Annotated in this window: 19 protein-coding genes; 8 read left to right on the top strand and 11 right to left on the bottom strand. The window is 61.7% G+C overall.

Annotated elements, in window-relative coordinates; translation table 11 throughout:
• Positions 1 to 6: 6 nt before the first annotated feature.
• Positions 7 to 975: a dienelactone hydrolase family protein gene (locus V1278_RS25260; RefSeq protein WP_334382540.1), complete on the bottom strand. Its 969-nt coding sequence runs from the start codon at positions 973 to 975 to the stop codon at positions 7 to 9.
• Positions 976 to 1094: 119 nt separating this feature from the next.
• Positions 1095 to 1724, bottom strand: a complete 630-nt coding sequence (locus tag V1278_RS25255; RefSeq protein WP_334382539.1) for an acriflavin resistance protein — start codon at positions 1722 to 1724, stop codon at positions 1095 to 1097.
• A 238-nt stretch (positions 1725 to 1962) separates the two neighbouring features.
• Here V1278_RS25255 and V1278_RS25250 point away from each other — a divergent pair, with 238 nt between their 5' ends.
• Both V1278_RS25250 and V1278_RS25245 read left to right on the top strand, forming a co-directional pair.
• On the top strand, positions 1963 to 2385 hold the full coding sequence (locus V1278_RS25250; RefSeq protein WP_057846326.1) for an MAPEG family protein: 423 nt from the start codon (positions 1963 to 1965) through the stop codon (positions 2383 to 2385).
• A 10-nt stretch (positions 2386 to 2395) separates the two neighbouring features.
• Positions 2396 to 3694, top strand: coding sequence for an RsmB/NOP family class I SAM-dependent RNA methyltransferase (locus V1278_RS25245; protein ID WP_334382538.1), 1299 nt, complete (start codon positions 2396 to 2398; stop codon positions 3692 to 3694).
• A 107-nt stretch (positions 3695 to 3801) separates the two neighbouring features.
• Here V1278_RS25245 and V1278_RS25240 read toward each other — a convergent pair whose 3' ends face one another.
• The gene (locus V1278_RS25240; protein WP_334382537.1) at positions 3802 to 4134 is read right to left on the bottom strand and encodes a DHCW motif cupin fold protein; all 333 of its coding nucleotides are present in this window, start codon (positions 4132 to 4134) and stop codon (positions 3802 to 3804) included.
• A gap of 304 nt (positions 4135 to 4438) precedes the next feature.
• On the opposite strand from V1278_RS25240, the gene guaA reads away from it, so the two are divergent.
• Together guaA and V1278_RS25230 are read left to right on the top strand one after the other, a co-directional pair.
• Positions 4439 to 6034, top strand: a complete 1596-nt coding sequence (gene guaA, locus V1278_RS25235; protein WP_334368352.1) for a glutamine-hydrolyzing GMP synthase — start codon at positions 4439 to 4441, stop codon at positions 6032 to 6034.
• A gap of 71 nt (positions 6035 to 6105) precedes the next feature.
• Positions 6106 to 7005 (top strand): HNH endonuclease, encoded by a 900-nt coding sequence (locus V1278_RS25230; RefSeq protein WP_334368353.1) that lies wholly within the window; start codon positions 6106 to 6108, stop codon positions 7003 to 7005.
• A 600-nt stretch (positions 7006 to 7605) separates the two neighbouring features.
• Here the strand turns inward: V1278_RS25230 and V1278_RS25225 are convergent.
• Entirely contained in the window at positions 7606 to 8058 is a 453-nt protein-coding gene (locus V1278_RS25225; RefSeq protein ID WP_028346588.1) for an Lrp/AsnC family transcriptional regulator, read from the bottom strand.
• Between the two features lie 113 nt (positions 8059 to 8171).
• On the opposite strand from V1278_RS25225, the gene V1278_RS25220 reads away from it, so the two are divergent.
• Positions 8172 to 9242, top strand: coding sequence for a nucleoside recognition domain-containing protein (locus V1278_RS25220; protein ID WP_334368354.1), 1071 nt, complete (start codon positions 8172 to 8174; stop codon positions 9240 to 9242).
• Between the two features lie 128 nt (positions 9243 to 9370).
• Here the strand turns inward: V1278_RS25220 and arsH are convergent, their stop codons facing one another.
• The 4 genes from arsH to V1278_RS25200 all read right to left on the bottom strand — a co-directional run bounded on the left by arsH (position 9371) and on the right by V1278_RS25200 (position 11507).
• Entirely contained in the window at positions 9371 to 10123 is a 753-nt protein-coding gene (gene arsH, locus V1278_RS25215; RefSeq protein WP_334382536.1) for an arsenical resistance protein ArsH, read from the bottom strand.
• A gap of 7 nt (positions 10124 to 10130) precedes the next feature.
• Entirely contained in the window at positions 10131 to 10277 is a 147-nt protein-coding gene (locus V1278_RS25210) for a hypothetical protein (RefSeq protein ID WP_334368356.1), read from the bottom strand.
• Positions 10278 to 10365: 88 nt separating this feature from the next.
• Entirely contained in the window at positions 10366 to 10755 is a 390-nt protein-coding gene (locus tag V1278_RS25205) for a PadR family transcriptional regulator (protein ID WP_334382535.1), read from the bottom strand.
• Between the two features lie 293 nt (positions 10756 to 11048).
• The gene (locus tag V1278_RS25200) at positions 11049 to 11507 is read right to left on the bottom strand and encodes a DUF3237 domain-containing protein (protein WP_334382534.1); all 459 of its coding nucleotides are present in this window, start codon (positions 11505 to 11507) and stop codon (positions 11049 to 11051) included.
• 262 nt (positions 11508 to 11769) lie between these two features.
• Here V1278_RS25200 and V1278_RS25195 point away from each other — a divergent pair, with 262 nt between their 5' ends.
• Positions 11770 to 12240, top strand: coding sequence for a hypothetical protein (locus V1278_RS25195; protein WP_334382533.1), 471 nt, complete (start codon positions 11770 to 11772; stop codon positions 12238 to 12240).
• Between the two features lie 180 nt (positions 12241 to 12420).
• Entirely contained in the window at positions 12421 to 13056 is a 636-nt protein-coding gene (locus V1278_RS25190) for a class I SAM-dependent methyltransferase (protein ID WP_334382532.1), read from the top strand.
• 60 nt (positions 13057 to 13116) lie between these two features.
• Here the strand turns inward: V1278_RS25190 and V1278_RS25185 are convergent, their stop codons facing one another.
• Complete coding sequence (locus V1278_RS25185; protein WP_334382531.1) at positions 13117 to 14007, bottom strand: AraC family transcriptional regulator; 891 nt, start codon at positions 14005 to 14007, stop codon at positions 13117 to 13119.
• A gap of 139 nt (positions 14008 to 14146) precedes the next feature.
• Between V1278_RS25185 and V1278_RS25180 the strand changes: the two genes are divergently transcribed.
• On the top strand, positions 14147 to 14902 hold the full coding sequence (locus V1278_RS25180) for an SDR family oxidoreductase (protein ID WP_334368362.1): 756 nt from the start codon (positions 14147 to 14149) through the stop codon (positions 14900 to 14902).
• 153 nt (positions 14903 to 15055) lie between these two features.
• On the opposite strand, the gene V1278_RS25175 is transcribed toward V1278_RS25180, so the two are convergent.
• Together V1278_RS25175 and V1278_RS25170 are read right to left on the bottom strand one after the other, a co-directional pair.
• Complete coding sequence (locus V1278_RS25175) at positions 15056 to 15460, bottom strand: PIN domain-containing protein (protein ID WP_334368363.1); 405 nt, start codon at positions 15458 to 15460, stop codon at positions 15056 to 15058.
• Positions 15450 to 15680, bottom strand: a complete 231-nt coding sequence (locus tag V1278_RS25170; protein ID WP_334368364.1) for an AbrB/MazE/SpoVT family DNA-binding domain-containing protein — start codon at positions 15678 to 15680, stop codon at positions 15450 to 15452. Before V1278_RS25170 ends, V1278_RS25175 begins: the two co-directional genes overlap by 11 nt.
• Positions 15681 to 15868: the final 188 nt, after the last annotated feature.

The raw sequence follows: 15868 nt of genomic DNA, 5'->3' as shown, positions 1-15868 counted from the left end.
GAATTCTCACCCCAACGTCCGTCGCCAAAACGCCAGCATGTCCTCCCGAAACAGCTCAGCGTCTCCGTCGCGGCTTCCGATCTTCGCGCCCTTGCGGCCATAGCCGGCCTTCAGCCCATAGATCATCAGGTCGCGGTCGGTGAGCTTGCTCTCCGCGACGCCCTGAAGCGGATGGATGAAGGCGCCGTCATTGGCGATGTAGGCCGTCGGCGCGGCGGGGGAGACGGATGCTTCAGCGACGTTCTCGATCCCGGTGCCGCGGTCAAAACTGTGCTGCGCGCCGCCGATCAGCCGCATCGTCGCCTTGCCGCCGGAGAGGCGGATGGCCTGGCAATGGCCCTGCACCTGCATCGGCGAGCACCATTCGTCGGCATCGCCCATGATGACGCGGATTTCGGTTTCGTCGACGGACGGATCGAGGAACTGATGCCCGCTCCAGGGATAGGCGGCGAGCACGCTGCGAAAACCGGCGCCGGCGCCGACCACTGCATCGGCAAAGCGACGCGTCGCTGCCGTCAGCACGGCCGAGCCGCCGCGGCTGTGGCCTTGCGCGCCGATCCGGGATGCGTCGATCTCCGGATGGGCTGATAGGACCTGCCATGCCGCCAGCACGTCGTAGGCGCTGGCGGCAAAGGAGAATTGGGTCTGGTTGGCGACCGTCGAGGTCACGCCGCGCGCGCCGAAACTGTCGAGGACAAACGCTGCAAAGCCGTCGCCGACCACCGTTTCGGCGTGCGCCAGGTGCGAGGGCGCAACGCCGAGGCTGCCCGGCACCACCATCACCAGCGGAAGCTTTCCGTTGCGTTTGCGCGTATCCGAGGCCGGCAGGAACAGCTTGCCGTCGATCACAAGTCTCGGCAGCTCGGCTGCATTGCTGATGACGTGGAAGTAATTGACCGGATTGGCGGTGAGAATATCGATATTCTGTCCCTTGGCGCCGGTGGCGAAGACAATTTCCTGATCGCGAAATCGCAAAGTTGCACTCCTCCCGCGGCTGCTCTCTTTCGGCGACCGTCAGGGATACAGTAGAGCGCTGGTTGTTGGCGTCAAAGCAAATGTGCCCAGTGGTCCGCCATCTTGATATCTCAATGGCGTCAGAGCACGCGATAGCGGATCGCGAAGGCGTCATGAATCTCTGATGTCACCGTGTCGCCATTGGCGGGGACGATGCCGTCGGCCAGATGCCACGGCCCGAACTGCTCCGAATGCGAGGGGCTTGCCGGCAGCCGCAGGCGGAACGTGCTTTGGGCCCGGCCGGGCAGATTTAGCACCATCATGCGCTCGGTGGTGCGGTAATCGAGCGTCACGGTCCCGCGCAGGATGCTGCGGCCGTCGGGCGCGGAGGCCAGCGCGCCCTCGACCTTCGCCAGTTTCTGGTTCCGGTCAGTGAGCAGCTCGATCTGGATGTCTGCGGCGGTCGTCAACGTCGCCTTCGGCAGGCGGATTTCAAATTCCACCGCGGGCTTTGTCGGATTGAGGCCGAGATAGGCCTGCGCCGCGTGCCTGATGTCCGAGATCGCGAAGGCGAGCAGGACCAGCACCGCGGAAGCGGCAAGCCCGTGTTTGAGCAGATCGTGGCGGCTGCGGTGGCCGCTGTGGAAATAGACGGAGAGCATGATCGCCACCGCCAGCGCCGCGGCGATACCGGCCAAGGCCGACATGACGATGCCAAGGCCGCCGTCCGGGCCGTCGCTGAATCCGACGGCCCGGAGCAGGGAGGTCACAGACGCCGGGCAGCTCGGCGGCGCGGCCGGCGCCGGTCAGGATCGGGGAGGTGATGTTCATCGCCTGCTCGCGGATTGCTTTCCAAGGCCGGTTCGAGACCAGAACCATCGGAATTCTCGCTAGTTGGTCGTCTGGGTTCTCCTTGTGGTTCAAGCGAGCCCGGTTAAGTGGATTTGTCAGGTGAGGGGCGTCTCGTTATTGCTATGGGATCTCAGGCAGGTTTCGGGGGAGATTCTCATGTCGGTTCAAATGGTTTTGCTGCCGGTCTTCGTTTTGATCGGGCTCACTTTCTTCTTGCTGCTCTGGATGGTGACGGCCCGCACCAAGGCGGTGAAGGCCCGCGAAACCAGCCTGAAGGACATCGCGCTCGGACAGCCGAAATATCCGGCCCGCGTCGCCCAGATCGGCAATTGCTTCTCAAATCAGTTCGAAGTACCCCTGCTGTTCTACCTCCTGATCGCGCTGGCGCTGCCGCTGCGCCGGGCCGATCTCTTCATCGTGCTGATGTCCTGGGTGTTCGTGGTGACACGATTTGCCCATGCCGGCATTTTCGTCACCTCGAACAACATCCAGCAGCGCAGCCTGGCGTGGTTTGCCGGCGCGCTGGTGCTGCTCGTGATGTGGATCTATTTCGCGCTGAAGCTTCTGCTTCTGATCTAGAAAGCCCTGAATGACGCCCGCTGCCCGCCTTTCCGCCGCCATCGAACTGATCGACACCATCGACGCGCAGCGCGTTCCCGCTGCAAAGGCGCTGAAGGAGTGGGGCACCGCGCATCGCTATGCCGGCTCGGGCGATCGCGCGGCGATTTCGGGCCTGATCTGGGACGTGCTGCGGCGGCGGGCATCGAGCGCCTGGCTGATGGACGCCGACACGCCGCGGGCGCGCGTGCTCGGCATGCTGAAGCTCGAGCGCAAGCTCGATGTGGAGGCGATGTCGGCGCTCTGCGACGGCGGGCGCTTTGCGCCGGAACCACTGACCGAGGCCGAACGATCAGCGCTCACGTCGCGGACCCTCGACGACGCGCCGCCGCACATCGCCGGCGACTATCCGGAATGGCTGGATGCGCATCTGGCCGCCGTGTTCGGCGACGACCGCGTGGCGGAGGCCACCGCGATGGCGAGCCGCGCGCCGCTCGATCTGCGCGTCAATACGCTCAAAGCCAAGCGCGAAAAAGTGCTGGCGTCGCTCGGCCATCTCGGAGCTACGCCGACGCCGTGGTCGCCGATCGGGCTCCGCATCGAACTCGGCGCCGACGCCCGCAATCCCGGCATTCATGCGGAAGAGGATTTCATCAAGGGCGCGATCGAGGTGCAGGACGAGGGCTCGCAGCTTGCGGCGCTGTTCACCGCTGCCAAGCCCGGCGAGCAGGTGATCGATCTCTGCGCCGGCGCCGGCGGCAAGACGCTGGCGCTGGCCGCGATGATGCAAGGCAAGGGGCGATTGATCGCAACCGATCGCGACAAGCGCCAGCTTGCCCCGATCTACGAGCGGCTGTCACGCGCCGGCGTCCACAACGCCGAGATTCGTACGCCGAAGGGCGACACTGATCCATTGGCCGACATCAAGGCATCGGCCGATCTCGTGCTCATCGACGCGCCCTGCACGGGCACCGGCACCTGGCGCCGCAATCCCGACGCCAAATGGCGGATGCGCCCTGGCGCGCTGGAGGTTCGCTTGAAGGACCAGGCCGAAGTGCTTGATCGCGCAAGCCGCCTGGTCAAGCCCGGCGGCCGGATCGCCTATGTCACCTGCTCGGTGCTGCCAAGCGAAAACGGCGAACAAGTCCGCGCCTTCGTGGCACGTCATCCCGAGTTTTCGATTCAGCCACTGAACGAGACGGCGAGCGTGCTGTGGGACAGAGCGGAGGATTTTGCGAAGGCTGCGCTGCGATCGCCGGAGGGATGGCTGATGACGCCGCGAAGGACGGGCACGGATGGATTTTTCGTCTCGGTGTTGAAGAAGGGGTGACGCTCTTTCCGCGTCATTGCGAGCGAAAGCGAAGCAATCCATAGCGCGGCGTAAAGAAGGATGGATTGCTTCGTCGCTTCGCTCCTCGCAATGACGGGGAGAGATCTTCAATCCACAATGAACAGCTTCGCGCCCGTCTTCGTCGAAGATCTATGAGCGGCGTCGCCGAAATCCGACACTTGGTAGCTCATGCCCGAGCGAAGCTTGAACATCCGCCCGTCGCGCAGTTCGGTATCGAGCTCGCCTTCCAGCACATAGAGCACGTGCCCGCGGTCGCACCAGTGATCGGCGAAATAGCCCGGTGAATACTCGACCATCCGCACGCGGAGATCACCGATGTTGAGCGTGCGCCACAGCGCTTCGCCTGAAACGCCCGGATGCGTGGTTGCGGCGACCTGACTCCAGTCAGTGACGGTGAAGGGCAGGGTGGGAATTTTCATGGGGGAAGTCCTGCGATCGTTCATAAGAGGCCCCGTCATCGTCATTCCGGGGCGATGCGAAGCATCGAACTATGGTGCGCAATTGCGCACCTGAGAATCTCGAGGTTCCACAATGTGCAATTGCACATTGGGGTTCGCGCTTTGCGCGCCCCGGAACGATAGCGCGTCAATACGGACTCCCGGCAACCGGCACAATTAGGTCAATAATACTTACCTAATATCGATTTGTCCATGCCCGAGAAAGAATGTGGGTCAGCCCTTTGCCGCGGTTGCGAGGCCGCGCCCCGTCGCGTAATTCCTGTCCATGACAGCAGCACAGAAAGCCCGCGAGTCGACGCCCTCGGTGGCCTCGGCGCATGACAAGATTCTGATTGTCGACTTCGGCAGTCAGGTGACGCAACTGATCGCCCGCCGGGTGCGCGAGGAGGGCGTCTATTCCGAAATCGTGCCGTTCCAGAAGGCCGAATCTGCCTTCAAGGAGATGAAGCCGAAGGCGGTGATCCTCTCCGGCGGGCCGGAGTCGGTGCACGAAGAAGGCTCGCCGCGCGCGCCGCAACTGATCTTCGATTCCGGCGTCCCCGTGCTCGGCATCTGCTACGGCCAGATGACGCTCGCCGCCCAGCTCGGCGGCGAGGTCGAGGGCGGCCACCACCGCGAATTCGGCCGCGCCGATGTCGAGGTGAAGACGGCGAGCAGATTGTTCGACGACACCTGGTCGATGGGCGAACGCCATCCGGTATGGATGAGCCATGGCGACCGCATCACCAAAATGCCGCCGGGCTTTACCGTCGCCGCCGTCTCGCCGAACGCGCCGTTCGCGGTGATCCAGGACGAGAAGCGCAAATATTACGGCCTGATGTTCCACCCCGAAGTGGTGCACACGCCTGATGGCGCCAAGCTGCTGCGCAATTTCGTCCGCAAGGTTGCAGGCTTCACCGGCGACTGGACCATGCGCGCCTTCCGCGAGGAAGCGATCGAAAAAATCCGCGCCCAGGTCGGCAAGGGCAGGGTGATCTGCGGTCTGTCCGGCGGCGTCGATTCCGCGGTCGCCGCGGTGCTGATCCACGAGGCGATCGGCGACCAGCTCACCTGCGTGTTCGTCGATCACGGCCTGCTGCGGCTGAAGGAAGCCGAAACGGTAGTCGACCTGTTCCGGCATCACTACAATATCCCGCTGGTGCATGTTGATGCGTCAAAACTCTTCCTCGGCGAGCTCAAAGGCGTCAGTGATCCCGAGGCGAAGCGCAAGACGATCGGCCGCCTGTTCATCGACGTGTTCGAGCAGGAGGCGAAGAAGATCGGCGGCGCCGAATTTTTGGCGCAGGGCACGCTCTATCCCGACGTGATCGAAAGCGTCTCCTTCACCGGCGGCCCTTCGGTGACCATCAAGTCGCACCACAATGTCGGCGGCTTGCCTGATCGCATGAACATGAAGCTGGTCGAGCCGTTGCGCGAACTGTTCAAGGATGAAGTCCGCGTCTTGGGCCGCGAACTCGGCCTGCCCGAAATCTTCGTCGGCCGCCACCCGTTCCCGGGTCCGGGCCTTGCCATCCGCTGCCCTGGTGACATCACGAAAGAAAAGCTCGACATCCTCCGCAACGCGGACGCCGTCTACATCGACCAGATCCGCAAAGCCGGCCTCTACGACAAGATCTGGCAGGCCTTTGCCGTGCTGTTGCCAGTGAAAACGGTCGGCGTGATGGGCGACGGCCGCACGTATGAATACGTCGTCGGCCTGCGCGCCGTGACCTCCACCGACGGCATGACCGCGGACTTCTATCCCTTCGACATGAGCTTCCTCGGCGCCACCGCGACGCGGATCATCAACGAGGTGAAGGGGGTGAACAGGGTGGTGTACGACGTGACGAGCAAGCCGCCGGGGACGATTGAGTGGGAGTGAGTCACGCTAGAGTTTTGGAGAGTTGACTAGAGGGCCGATCTAATGGCCGGAAATGCTGTGCCGAGAAAGCTATGGGATTTGGGGTATTCATCCACCGCTCAGACTCGATCTATGACGACAGCCCGGCTGAACAATACCAATTTCCCCGTCAATACCTGCGTCGCGTCGAAGCCTGCGTTGATGATTGGATAGTCTATTATGAACCAAGCAAGGTCGCCGAGACGCGGGGTTACTTTGCAATTGCTAAGGTTCAACAAGTTATTCCTGATCCTGCCGTTCCAGGGATGTATGTCGCGCTGATCGAGTCGGGAAGCTATCTCGACTTTGCCAATACGGTCCCTTTCAACGGCGCGACGGGACCTATAGAGCAGGGCGTTCTCAATGCGCAGGGACGGATTTCCGGACGCGCTCAATCGGCGGTCCGTCCAATCTCTCCCGAAGATTTCAAAAGAATAGTCGAACTCGGATTCAAGGAAAGCACGCCTTTGTTGCCTCGGCTCGACAATGAAATGCTGTCGCTGGGCTTAGATGAGGAGCAGACGCCATTTGAGTTTGACCAACTGCGCGACCGCATTAGTGTCACGGTGTCGAGGACCTTGCGCGATCGAGTGTTCCGTCGCGTTGTACTGCGCGCCTACGACGAGCGCTGCGCTATCACAGGGCTAAAGCTCATCAACGGAAGGGGTCGGGCAGAAGTCGCGGCCGCACATATCCGGCCAGTGGAAGCGAGTGGGCCAGATATTGTCGGCAACGGGATCGCTCTTTCGGGCACCGCGCATTGGATGTTTGATCGTGGTCTTATTAGCTTGGCCGACGACTTGGAGATACTAATCTCGCGACAGACGAACGATCCACAGGGAATAGGATCAATCATCAACAAATCCGGTCGTGCGCTTGCGCCTCGTCGAATGTCTGACCGTCCGCATCCCCATTTCCTAAAATGGCACCGCGAGCATTGTTTCAAGCAATAGCCTCGTAGGGTGGATTAGCCGAAGGCGTAATCCACTGCATTCTCCCATTCGGGATGAACTAGCCCAACGGCGGATTACGCTTTTGCTAACCCGTCCCACGGACCTGCAGACGAAATGCGGCTCGATATCCGACAGCCCCGAACATGATCCGGCCAGTGATCGGCGGGCAGCGCGATCGAGTGGCTACAGTGATAATCGCTGCAGAAGACGACGACACCGAAGACGCCGGATTCCCGCATCTCACTGAATGTGCTTTTATGATGCCGCTGAATGGCCCAAGTGCGATCTGCGAACCCCCGGCAAATTATCAATTCCTTGGCCCTTGGAACGAGCGCGAAACGCCGCGCCTCGGGGGTTGTCAGGGTGACAACTCCGTTAGCCGCTTCGGGATTCCCTTCTGGTCGAAATCGCGTATGATCTTGTGATGGCACAGAATCGATCTCACGCCGTCATGGCGCAGCGTACCTTGCCGGACAGATGCCGGTGGAGTTCGGACTGACGGCCGAGATCGCAACCGCCGGGTAGACCGCTCCCGCTGAGCATGTGGTCGCGAACGACCGCAAGGCGAAGGCAGCCGGTAGGTCTATCAAACTGTAGAATCTAGAGCGGAATTGCGGTCACTTCTTTGGCCGTTCGGATCACGAACATCGTGTAGTATCGTGCGACATTGCTTCGCTCTCGGAACAGCCGCTCGCACAGCGCATCGAACTCGTCCATATCCGTCAAGCGCAGCATGAGGACGGCGTCGGTTTGGCCGCTCACGCTGTAGGCCTGAGTGACGGCCGTTTCCTGAGCGGCCCGCTCCAAAAAATCACGCATATATTGCTCGCCATGTCGCTCCAGTTCGATGGTGACGAACGCCTTCATGCCTCGGCCAGCCTTGGCCGGGGCAAGAAGCGCGACAACGTGGCTGATGACGCCGCTTTCCTTCAGTCGTCGAATGCGGCGCAGGCAGCTCGAGGGAGAAAGCCCGACCAATTCCGCCAGTTCGGCGTTCGTCCGTGAAGCGTCATCCTGGAGCAGGTTGAGAAGCTTCCTGTCGATCTTGTCCATCTCGGTCCTCGCTCGGCGTCGATTGCAATTTTATTGCACAGAATCGCAAAATTTGACCGCAAATGCGAAGCGTCTCACGCTAGTCACGGGCTCCAACGCTGATGGAGCCGCCAATGGCGATCTGCACCGCCGTCTATCGCAAGACATTGGAAACGCTTGAAATCTATTGGGAGCTGGTTCGCGTCATCGTGCCGGTTGCGATAGCCACCCAGCTTCTGCAGGACCTTGGTGTCATCCAGGCGATTTCTCCGTTCTTCTCCCCAGTCATGACGCTGGTGGGATTGCCACCCGAACTCGCCTTTGCCTGGCTGACCGGATTGCTGGTCGGGATCTGGGGGGCGCTTGTGACCATGTTCACCCTGGTTCCGGTTTCAGCCCTCAGCACAGCCGACATGACAGTTTTTTCGGCTCTTCTGCTGTTTGCGCACGCCATTCCGATCGAGCAACGGATAATTCAAAAAGCCGGACCTAGCTTCCTGGCCACCGCGGCGCTTCGTATCGGCGGAGGGTTGATCTTTGCCGTCCTTCTGCACCAGATATTCGCCGCGACCGGATGGCAGTCCGAGCCGGTGAAGCCGGCCTGGATGCCGATGAATGAAAGCACCGGTTGGAGCGGCGTTCTCCTGGGCACACTCAAGACCTTGGCGATCATGCTGTTCGTTCTGCTTTCGCTGAGCTGGCTAATCGAGCTTCTCAAGATGTCGGGCATCCTGGACTGGATGAACAGAGGGCTTGCGCCACTCTTTCGGCTGGCTGGCATTGAAAAGCAGACGGTACCTTTCGCCGCTGTCGGCCTGTTTCTTGGGATTTCCTATGGCGCCGGACTGCTGATCCGCGAGGCGCGCACGGCTAGCGCAGAGCCGCGTCAGATATTCCTCGCTTGCGTGTTCATGGGTTTTGCCCACAGCCTCATCGAGGATACGGTGGTCGTCGTCGCGCTCGGCGCTGACCTTACGAGCGTGCTTCTGGCTCGCCTGGCCTTTGCCGTGCTCGCGACCGCCTTGATCGCCAGAACAATCAATTCGGCTTCTGACACTCTTTTCTTCAAAGCACTCTTCCATAGGGAAGAGCGTCAGTTCGCGCCGTCGCTCGACGAAACGTTAGCAGGGCGCTTGTTCGCCTCGCGCCCTTTGGGCGGGACCAGCCGGGAAGTAAAGGAAGGGGCGGGGTCCGCGGAGAACTGACGCGTCGTGTGGAGCGCAATTCAGGCCCGCAGGCGTGCCAGAGGGACGATGCCCTGCGGCCCAGTCTCGGTCGCGCTTGACCAAGTGGAGATCAGTCGGCCAGACCAGCTTCGTCACGCTCGTGTTCCTTACCGCTGGTGCGCTGTTGCGATCGCCGATAGGTCAGTCCCGACATCTTTCGCCGGGCGGCCCGCCTCCTTGCGCTCGGAGTATCGGTCGCTCAGGGTAGCGACATGCGGTCGGAGCAAGATCGTGAAACGGAAAAGTTCCTCGACCACGTCGACGATCCGTTCGTAGTAGCCAGACGACCGCATCCGTCCGGCTTCATCGAACTCCTGGAAGGCCTTCGCGACGCTCGATTGGTTGGGGATGGTGAACATCCGCATCCAGCGTCCCAAGAGCCTAAGCGTGTTCACCGCATTGAACGACTGCGAGCCGCCGCAAACCTGCATGACGGCCAGTGTCCGGCCCTGGGTCGGCCGCATGCCGCCGATGTTGAGCGGCAAGTGATCGATTTGCGCCTTCATGACGCCGGTGATCTGGCCGTGGCGCTCGGGGCTGCACCAGATCTGTCCTTCCGACCACATGGCGAGCTCGCGCAACTCGTGGACCGCGGGGTGATTGTCCGCCCTGACCTGATCGGGTAGCGGCAAATCCGAGGGATCGAATATTCGCGGCTCGGCTCCGAAGAACCGCAGCAGGCGCGCTGCCTCCTCGACGACGAACCGGGAATAGGAGCGTTCCCGCAGCGACCCGTAGAGCAGCAGGATGCGTGGGGGATACTGTGGACCGCTGCCAAGGTCGTTTGCCAGCCGTTGCAGGGCGTAGCGCTTGTCGAGCGCGGGCAGGAAATCCGGATCGGCAAGTGAACGAAGTCTCATACTTGTTTCAACCGTCGATGAAGGGGTGGGAGCAAGGAGAGCGACGAAGCCGGCGAGTTCGAGCGCGGCCGATAGCGGCAAGCACGTCGCGGCCGCCGAACAGGTCGATCCTGCGGCCGGCCTGAGCGCTACCAAGCGCGATGACCACGTTCATTTGACTCTTCGAAATGCATATAAGCAGCGACCCAAAATATGCATCGGGCGCCAATGCCTCGATCATCGATGTGTGGACGCAAAAAATATCAGCATGTGTATTTGGCCTTGCCGCGCGAACGATTCATCGCATCTGCTGCTGCCTTGCTGGCGATAATGCAATCTGTCGCCTCCAGCCATGCGTCGACTGCGGTCTGGAACGCTTCGCGCCCCTTCCTGGTGAGGGTGTAGACCTTCCGCTCGCGCCCCTGGACAATCTCGGAATGCGAGGTGAGGTAGCCGCCTGCCTCAAACTCGTTGAGCACCGGATAGACCGTTCCCTCGGTAGGACTGCAGCATCCCTTGGTCGTCCTTTGGACCGCTTGGACGACCTCGTATCCGTGCATCCGCTTCTGATGAAGCACGCAAAGCACGAAGAACTTGGAAAGCGACATCTTGATCGTTCCCTGCCAGTACGCGCGATCGGTGTAATCGAGCATTGGGCGGGGCGCCGAACGGATGGCCTTTACGGGACGAGGCATACGAAGCATGTAGGCCTCGAACATCGAGGTGTCAAGCGATGAAGCGGCTAAGCCGTGACGGATTCGTCGGCCAGCGTCCACGCCTGGTGATATGCAGGGTGACGATGTTCTTGAGCGCCTGTTGTTGGGCCCCGCTCGCATCTGTGCACAAAGATTTGACCGGTCGGCTGATTGGCGACGAGAATCTGCTGCCGGAAGCTGGTAAGCGCGGCCCGATGGCAGGCTCCGGCGTAATCTGGCGCATTCAGCAATCACGTGACGCGGTAAATGCGGTACTCGATCTGGTTTTTTCCGGTGAGACGGCCCTCGGCCAAAAATACATGCTGGTTGAGCCAGGCATATTTCGGTGCGCCGGTATCGAAGCGCATCGCCATCCGCATGTAGTGATCTTCAAAGCGCGTGGCGGTGGCCGCTTCGGCGGCCTTGGTGAATGCGTCATTCATCTGCACGAGGCCGGTGTAGTGCAGCAGAATAGCCGCGTCGTCATCCGTGATGAATTGCACGCGGACATCGGGCCGGCCAAAGCCATCCGCGCCCGGCCGGTACCAGTCACCGCCCGGCATCGCGATCCGCGCATTGATACGCGGACCTTCCAGTGTGCCCTCGCTCATCTCCCAGTAGATGTGCTCGCCAAGGGGCGAGCCTTGCGTCGCCGGCATCGGACCGCGCACGCGCAGACGATAGGTCATCTCGAATTCAAGACCAGCCATTGGATCGGCCTTTTCAGCAACATCTGGTCAACGGCGGCGCCGGCGCGCCGTTCCCGGTGAAGGACTGCCTGGCTGGCCGGGATCACCAAGGATTTTTTGGTTCCAGACATGCTCGTGATCAAGACGCGCTTCATGCACTTCCTCGCACTACGCCCGATCGGCAGGGATCCATCTTTCGACATCGGCTTTCCAGCCCTATCTGCTCCTCGTCGCGGAGGGGAGTACGCTAGACGTCACGGTGACAGCCGAAAAGGAGCGACGCATGAGCGCGACAGCACTGGCCGTCCAGGGTCACCGGCTGATTCAGATCGGCGTGGCCCTGTTCCTCTTCACGAGCTTCCAGGGATTTGCGGTGCCGTATTTCGCCGCACCCCATCTCGGCCGTTCGGTTCACACGCTCAGCGGATTCACCGGGGTGTTGCTTGTGGCCGTGGGTCTGATCTGGCCGAAGCTGAAACTCACATCGGTGCCGTCGCGGCTGGCATTCTGGTTTCTGATCTATTCCGCGCTTGCAACGATCGCCGGTTTCGTGATCGCGGCGCTCTTGGGAGCCGGCGGTTCGATCATTCCGATCGCGGCGGCCGGTGCTCGTGGGAGTGACGCTCAGGAGATGCTGATCCAACTCGTCATGTACCCAGCCGCCCCGACGGGAATCATATCCTTTGCGCTGATCCTCTGGGGCCTTCGCGGCAGCGGGGTTCATGAGAACGCCGTAGCTCGTCGGATGGATTAGCCCAACGGGTCCGCGCAAAGCGCGGCCCGATGGCAGGCTCCGGCGTAATCCACCGCATTGTCACATCGTGACGAACGCGTGAACGGCAGATTACGCTTTCGCGAACCCACCCCGCCGACCTGCGCCGCCGTTAGCATTTCCATTTCCATATGCTAGAAGCCGCAGCGCAGGAGGGCCGCCATGTTTCGTGTTGCAAATGACGCCAAGTTCTGGGATCGCGCCGCGCGCAAATATGCCAGTGACCCGATCGCCGATATGGCGGGCTATGAGCGCACGCTCGAGCGGACGCGACATTACCTCAAGGGCGACGAAGCGGCATTCGAGTTCGGATGCGGAACGGGAACGACGGCGCTAAAGCTCGCGCCATCGGTCGGGCGCATTGTGGCGACCGACTTATCGGGCGAAATGATCGCGATCGCGCGCGAGAAGGCGAAGGCCGAAGGCTGCAGCAACGCCACGTTCGAAGTGGTGCGGCCCGAGGCGGCGCCGTGGCCGGACGGGACTTTCGACATCGCTTTCGGCTTCAACGTTCTGCATCTGGTGGCTGAGCGCGAAGCGGCGCTCCGAAGCGTCCATCGGCTGCTGCGGCCCGGCGGGATCTTCATTTCCAAGACGCCGTGCCTGAAGGAAATGAATCCGCTATTGCGCATTGCGCTGCCCCTGATGCAGCTCGTCGGCAAGGCGCCCTATGTGGCGTTCCTGTCCGCGGAGGACCTGGAGCGCGAAATTTCGGCAGCGGGATTTGAAATCATCGAGCGCGCCCGCCATGCCTCGCGTGGCAAGGACGGGCGGCCGTTCGTTGTGGCAAGGAAGTAATTATCGATAACCACACGCTGTTCTCATCGTGACGAACTGGTGAACAGTGCGCAGGGTGAATCAGGCGGCCTGGACATTCCCTCTCGCTGCCTTGGTCTCCCGGCCCGGCGGCAAGCCGAACAGGCGGCCGTATTCCCGGGTGAACTGCGACACGCTCTCGTAGCCGACCGCAAAGGCCGCGCTGCTCGCGGCCATCCCGTCGGACAACATCAGGCGTCGCGCCTCGATCAGGCGCAATTGTTTCTGGAACTGCAGCGGCGAAAGCGACGTCACGGCCCGAAAATGCTGATGGAAGGACGACGGGCTCATCCCGGAAACGGCCGCCAGTTGCTCGACCCGTAGTGGCTGGGCGAACTTGGCCCGAAGCATTGCGACCGCGCGCGCCACTCGCTGCACGTGACCGTCCGGCCAGCCAAGACGCCGGATCGCCTCTCCGTGGCGGCCGGTCAGAAGGCAGTAATGCATCTCACGTATCAACTGTGCGCGCAGCACTGGAACGGACGCCGGGCGCTCAATCAGGCGCATCAGCCGAAGGGCCGCGTCGGTGACCTCGGCATCGGTCGGCTCCCAGCGCACGGGCGCGCCGTCGGCGGTCGGCACGGCTTTCATCTCCACGGCGAGATCTGCGATCACCGCCGGGTCGAGGTCCAACACGAGCGCGAAGTAGGGCGAGGCGATGCTCGCCCGCTTGACCTGGCTCACCGTTGGAACGTCAGCTGTGACCAGCAAAGAGTCACCCGCGCTGAACGTGAAGGCCCGATTGCCCATCGTCACGTGCTTGGTTCCCTGCAGCACGAGACAGACGAGCGGTCGGGAGATCGCGTAGTCGAGGCCGCTGGGTGCAGTCGCACGAATGGCCGTCAGACCGGCAATGGGAGTCCGGGCAATCCCGGCCGGATCGGCATTGGCCTGTGCATAGCGGCGAACAGCCTTGAGGAGAGTGTCGGTCATGCGGCCATCCTATCGCGCCCGGATTGACGCGTAAATTCGATCTGGAGGATTAGGCAAGGATCATCGAGGTTCCGGCAACTAAGGCTGGCTCGCGTGCGCCATATCGGCGTGGTCACGCATGCAAAAAGGAGTCTGACCAATGACCAAGATCGTCCTCATTACCGGTGCAAGCCGCGGGCTCGGCCGGAACACGGCGCTCAACATCGCCCGCAAGGGCAGCGATGTCATCATCACCTATCAAAGCCGGCAGCAAGACGCCGAAGCCGTTGTCGCCGAGATCGCGGCGATCGGCCGCAAGGCGATTGCCCTGCAGCTCGACGTCAGCGATGTCTCTACTTTCGCCTCGTTCGCCGATCGGCTGCGGACGATGCTTCGGAAAACCTGGCAGCGCGACAGATTCGATCACCTCGTGAACAATGCCGGCCATGGCGACATGGCGTCGATCGCCGAGACGACCGAGACGCAGTTCGACAGACTGGTCAACGTTCACTTCAAGGGCGTGTTCTTTCTCACCCAGGCGCTGCTGCCGCTGATCGCCGATGGCGGCCGGATCGTGAATCTTTCCACCGGCCTGACCCGCGTGTCCTTCCCCGGCTTCTCTGCCTATGCGGCGGCGAAAGGTGCGGTGGAAGTGCTCAGCGTTTACATGGCGAAGGAGCTCGGCAGCCGCGGCATTGCGGTCAACACGGTGGCACCGGGCGCGATCGAAACCGACTTCCTCGGCGGCGCCGTCCGGGATACGCCGGATCTCAACAAGACCTTCGCGGGCATGACCAGCCTCGGCCGTGTCGGCCAGCCCGATGACATCGGCCCGATGATCGCGAGCCTGCTCCGCGAGGACAATCGTTGGATCAACGCCCAGCGGATCGAAGTCTCCGGCGGCCAGGTCATCTGACCGATACGCCTGAGCGCGTTGACGCTAATGTTGGTGCGGTGCGCGCAAGCGCCCCCGACCGGACCTCCGACGTCGGTTGGATTAGAAAAGCGTACGTGATGACAGATGGTGGGCGCGGCGCGATAGCGCCTTTGCCCACCCTGCGGCTGCTAGCTAAGCACCCCGAAATGGATTGATGATGCGCAGGCCTTCGTCCAGCGCCATCCCGTCCTGCAAGTCCTCGGACCAGAGTGTATCGCAACCGGCGTGAACCGCCGAAGCGGCTATCATCGCGTCATAAATGGAAAGGCCGTATCGCTCGGCGAGGCGGAGTCCGGTTTCGTAGGTCTCGACGGTGAGGGGATGGACAGTCAGCAGGCCGCGCAACATATTCAGGAACGCGTGCGTCTCGTCCCACGACATGCGCATCTTGCGGCGCGCAACGTTGGTAAGTTCGTTGAGAACCTGCACGCTGATCGAGCCGCCATCGGCAATCGTGGCCTCCGCCCGATCGGCCTTGGCGGCATCGCCGGATGCGAGGTAGACGAGGACATTGGTGTCGAAAAAACTAACGGGCATTCGCCTCGTCTCTGTCGAACTTGAAATCGGCAGGGAGACGGCCGCGGAAGGCGCGAAGGCGTTTCAACAGCTCGTCGCGGCCTGACTTGCGCGCCACACCGAACTGTCGTTCGGCAGTCACGTGGATCTCGATTTCATCGCCTTCCCTGAGCCCAAGCGCTTCAACCACGACGGCGGGAAGGCGAACCGCGAGACTATTTCCCCATTTGGCGACCTGCATGCGATCTCTCTGTCTGCTGGATATACATCATACAATATGTATATCCAATGATGACGAAGGTCAAGGAGGCAGCTCGAAAGACGGAATCGCCGAGCCTGTCATCGGGCCTCCTTTCGCGCGATCTGTTGCCCTCGCAATGATGAAGTTGGATTAACTAGGGAATAGCCTTCGCTATTACGCCACGAGCT

It is taken from the genome of Bradyrhizobium sp. AZCC 1577 (genome assembly GCF_036924575.1).
Taxonomy (GTDB): Bacteria; Pseudomonadota; Alphaproteobacteria; order Rhizobiales; family Xanthobacteraceae; genus Bradyrhizobium.
This window is presented reverse-complemented; position numbering and strand designations above follow the sequence as displayed.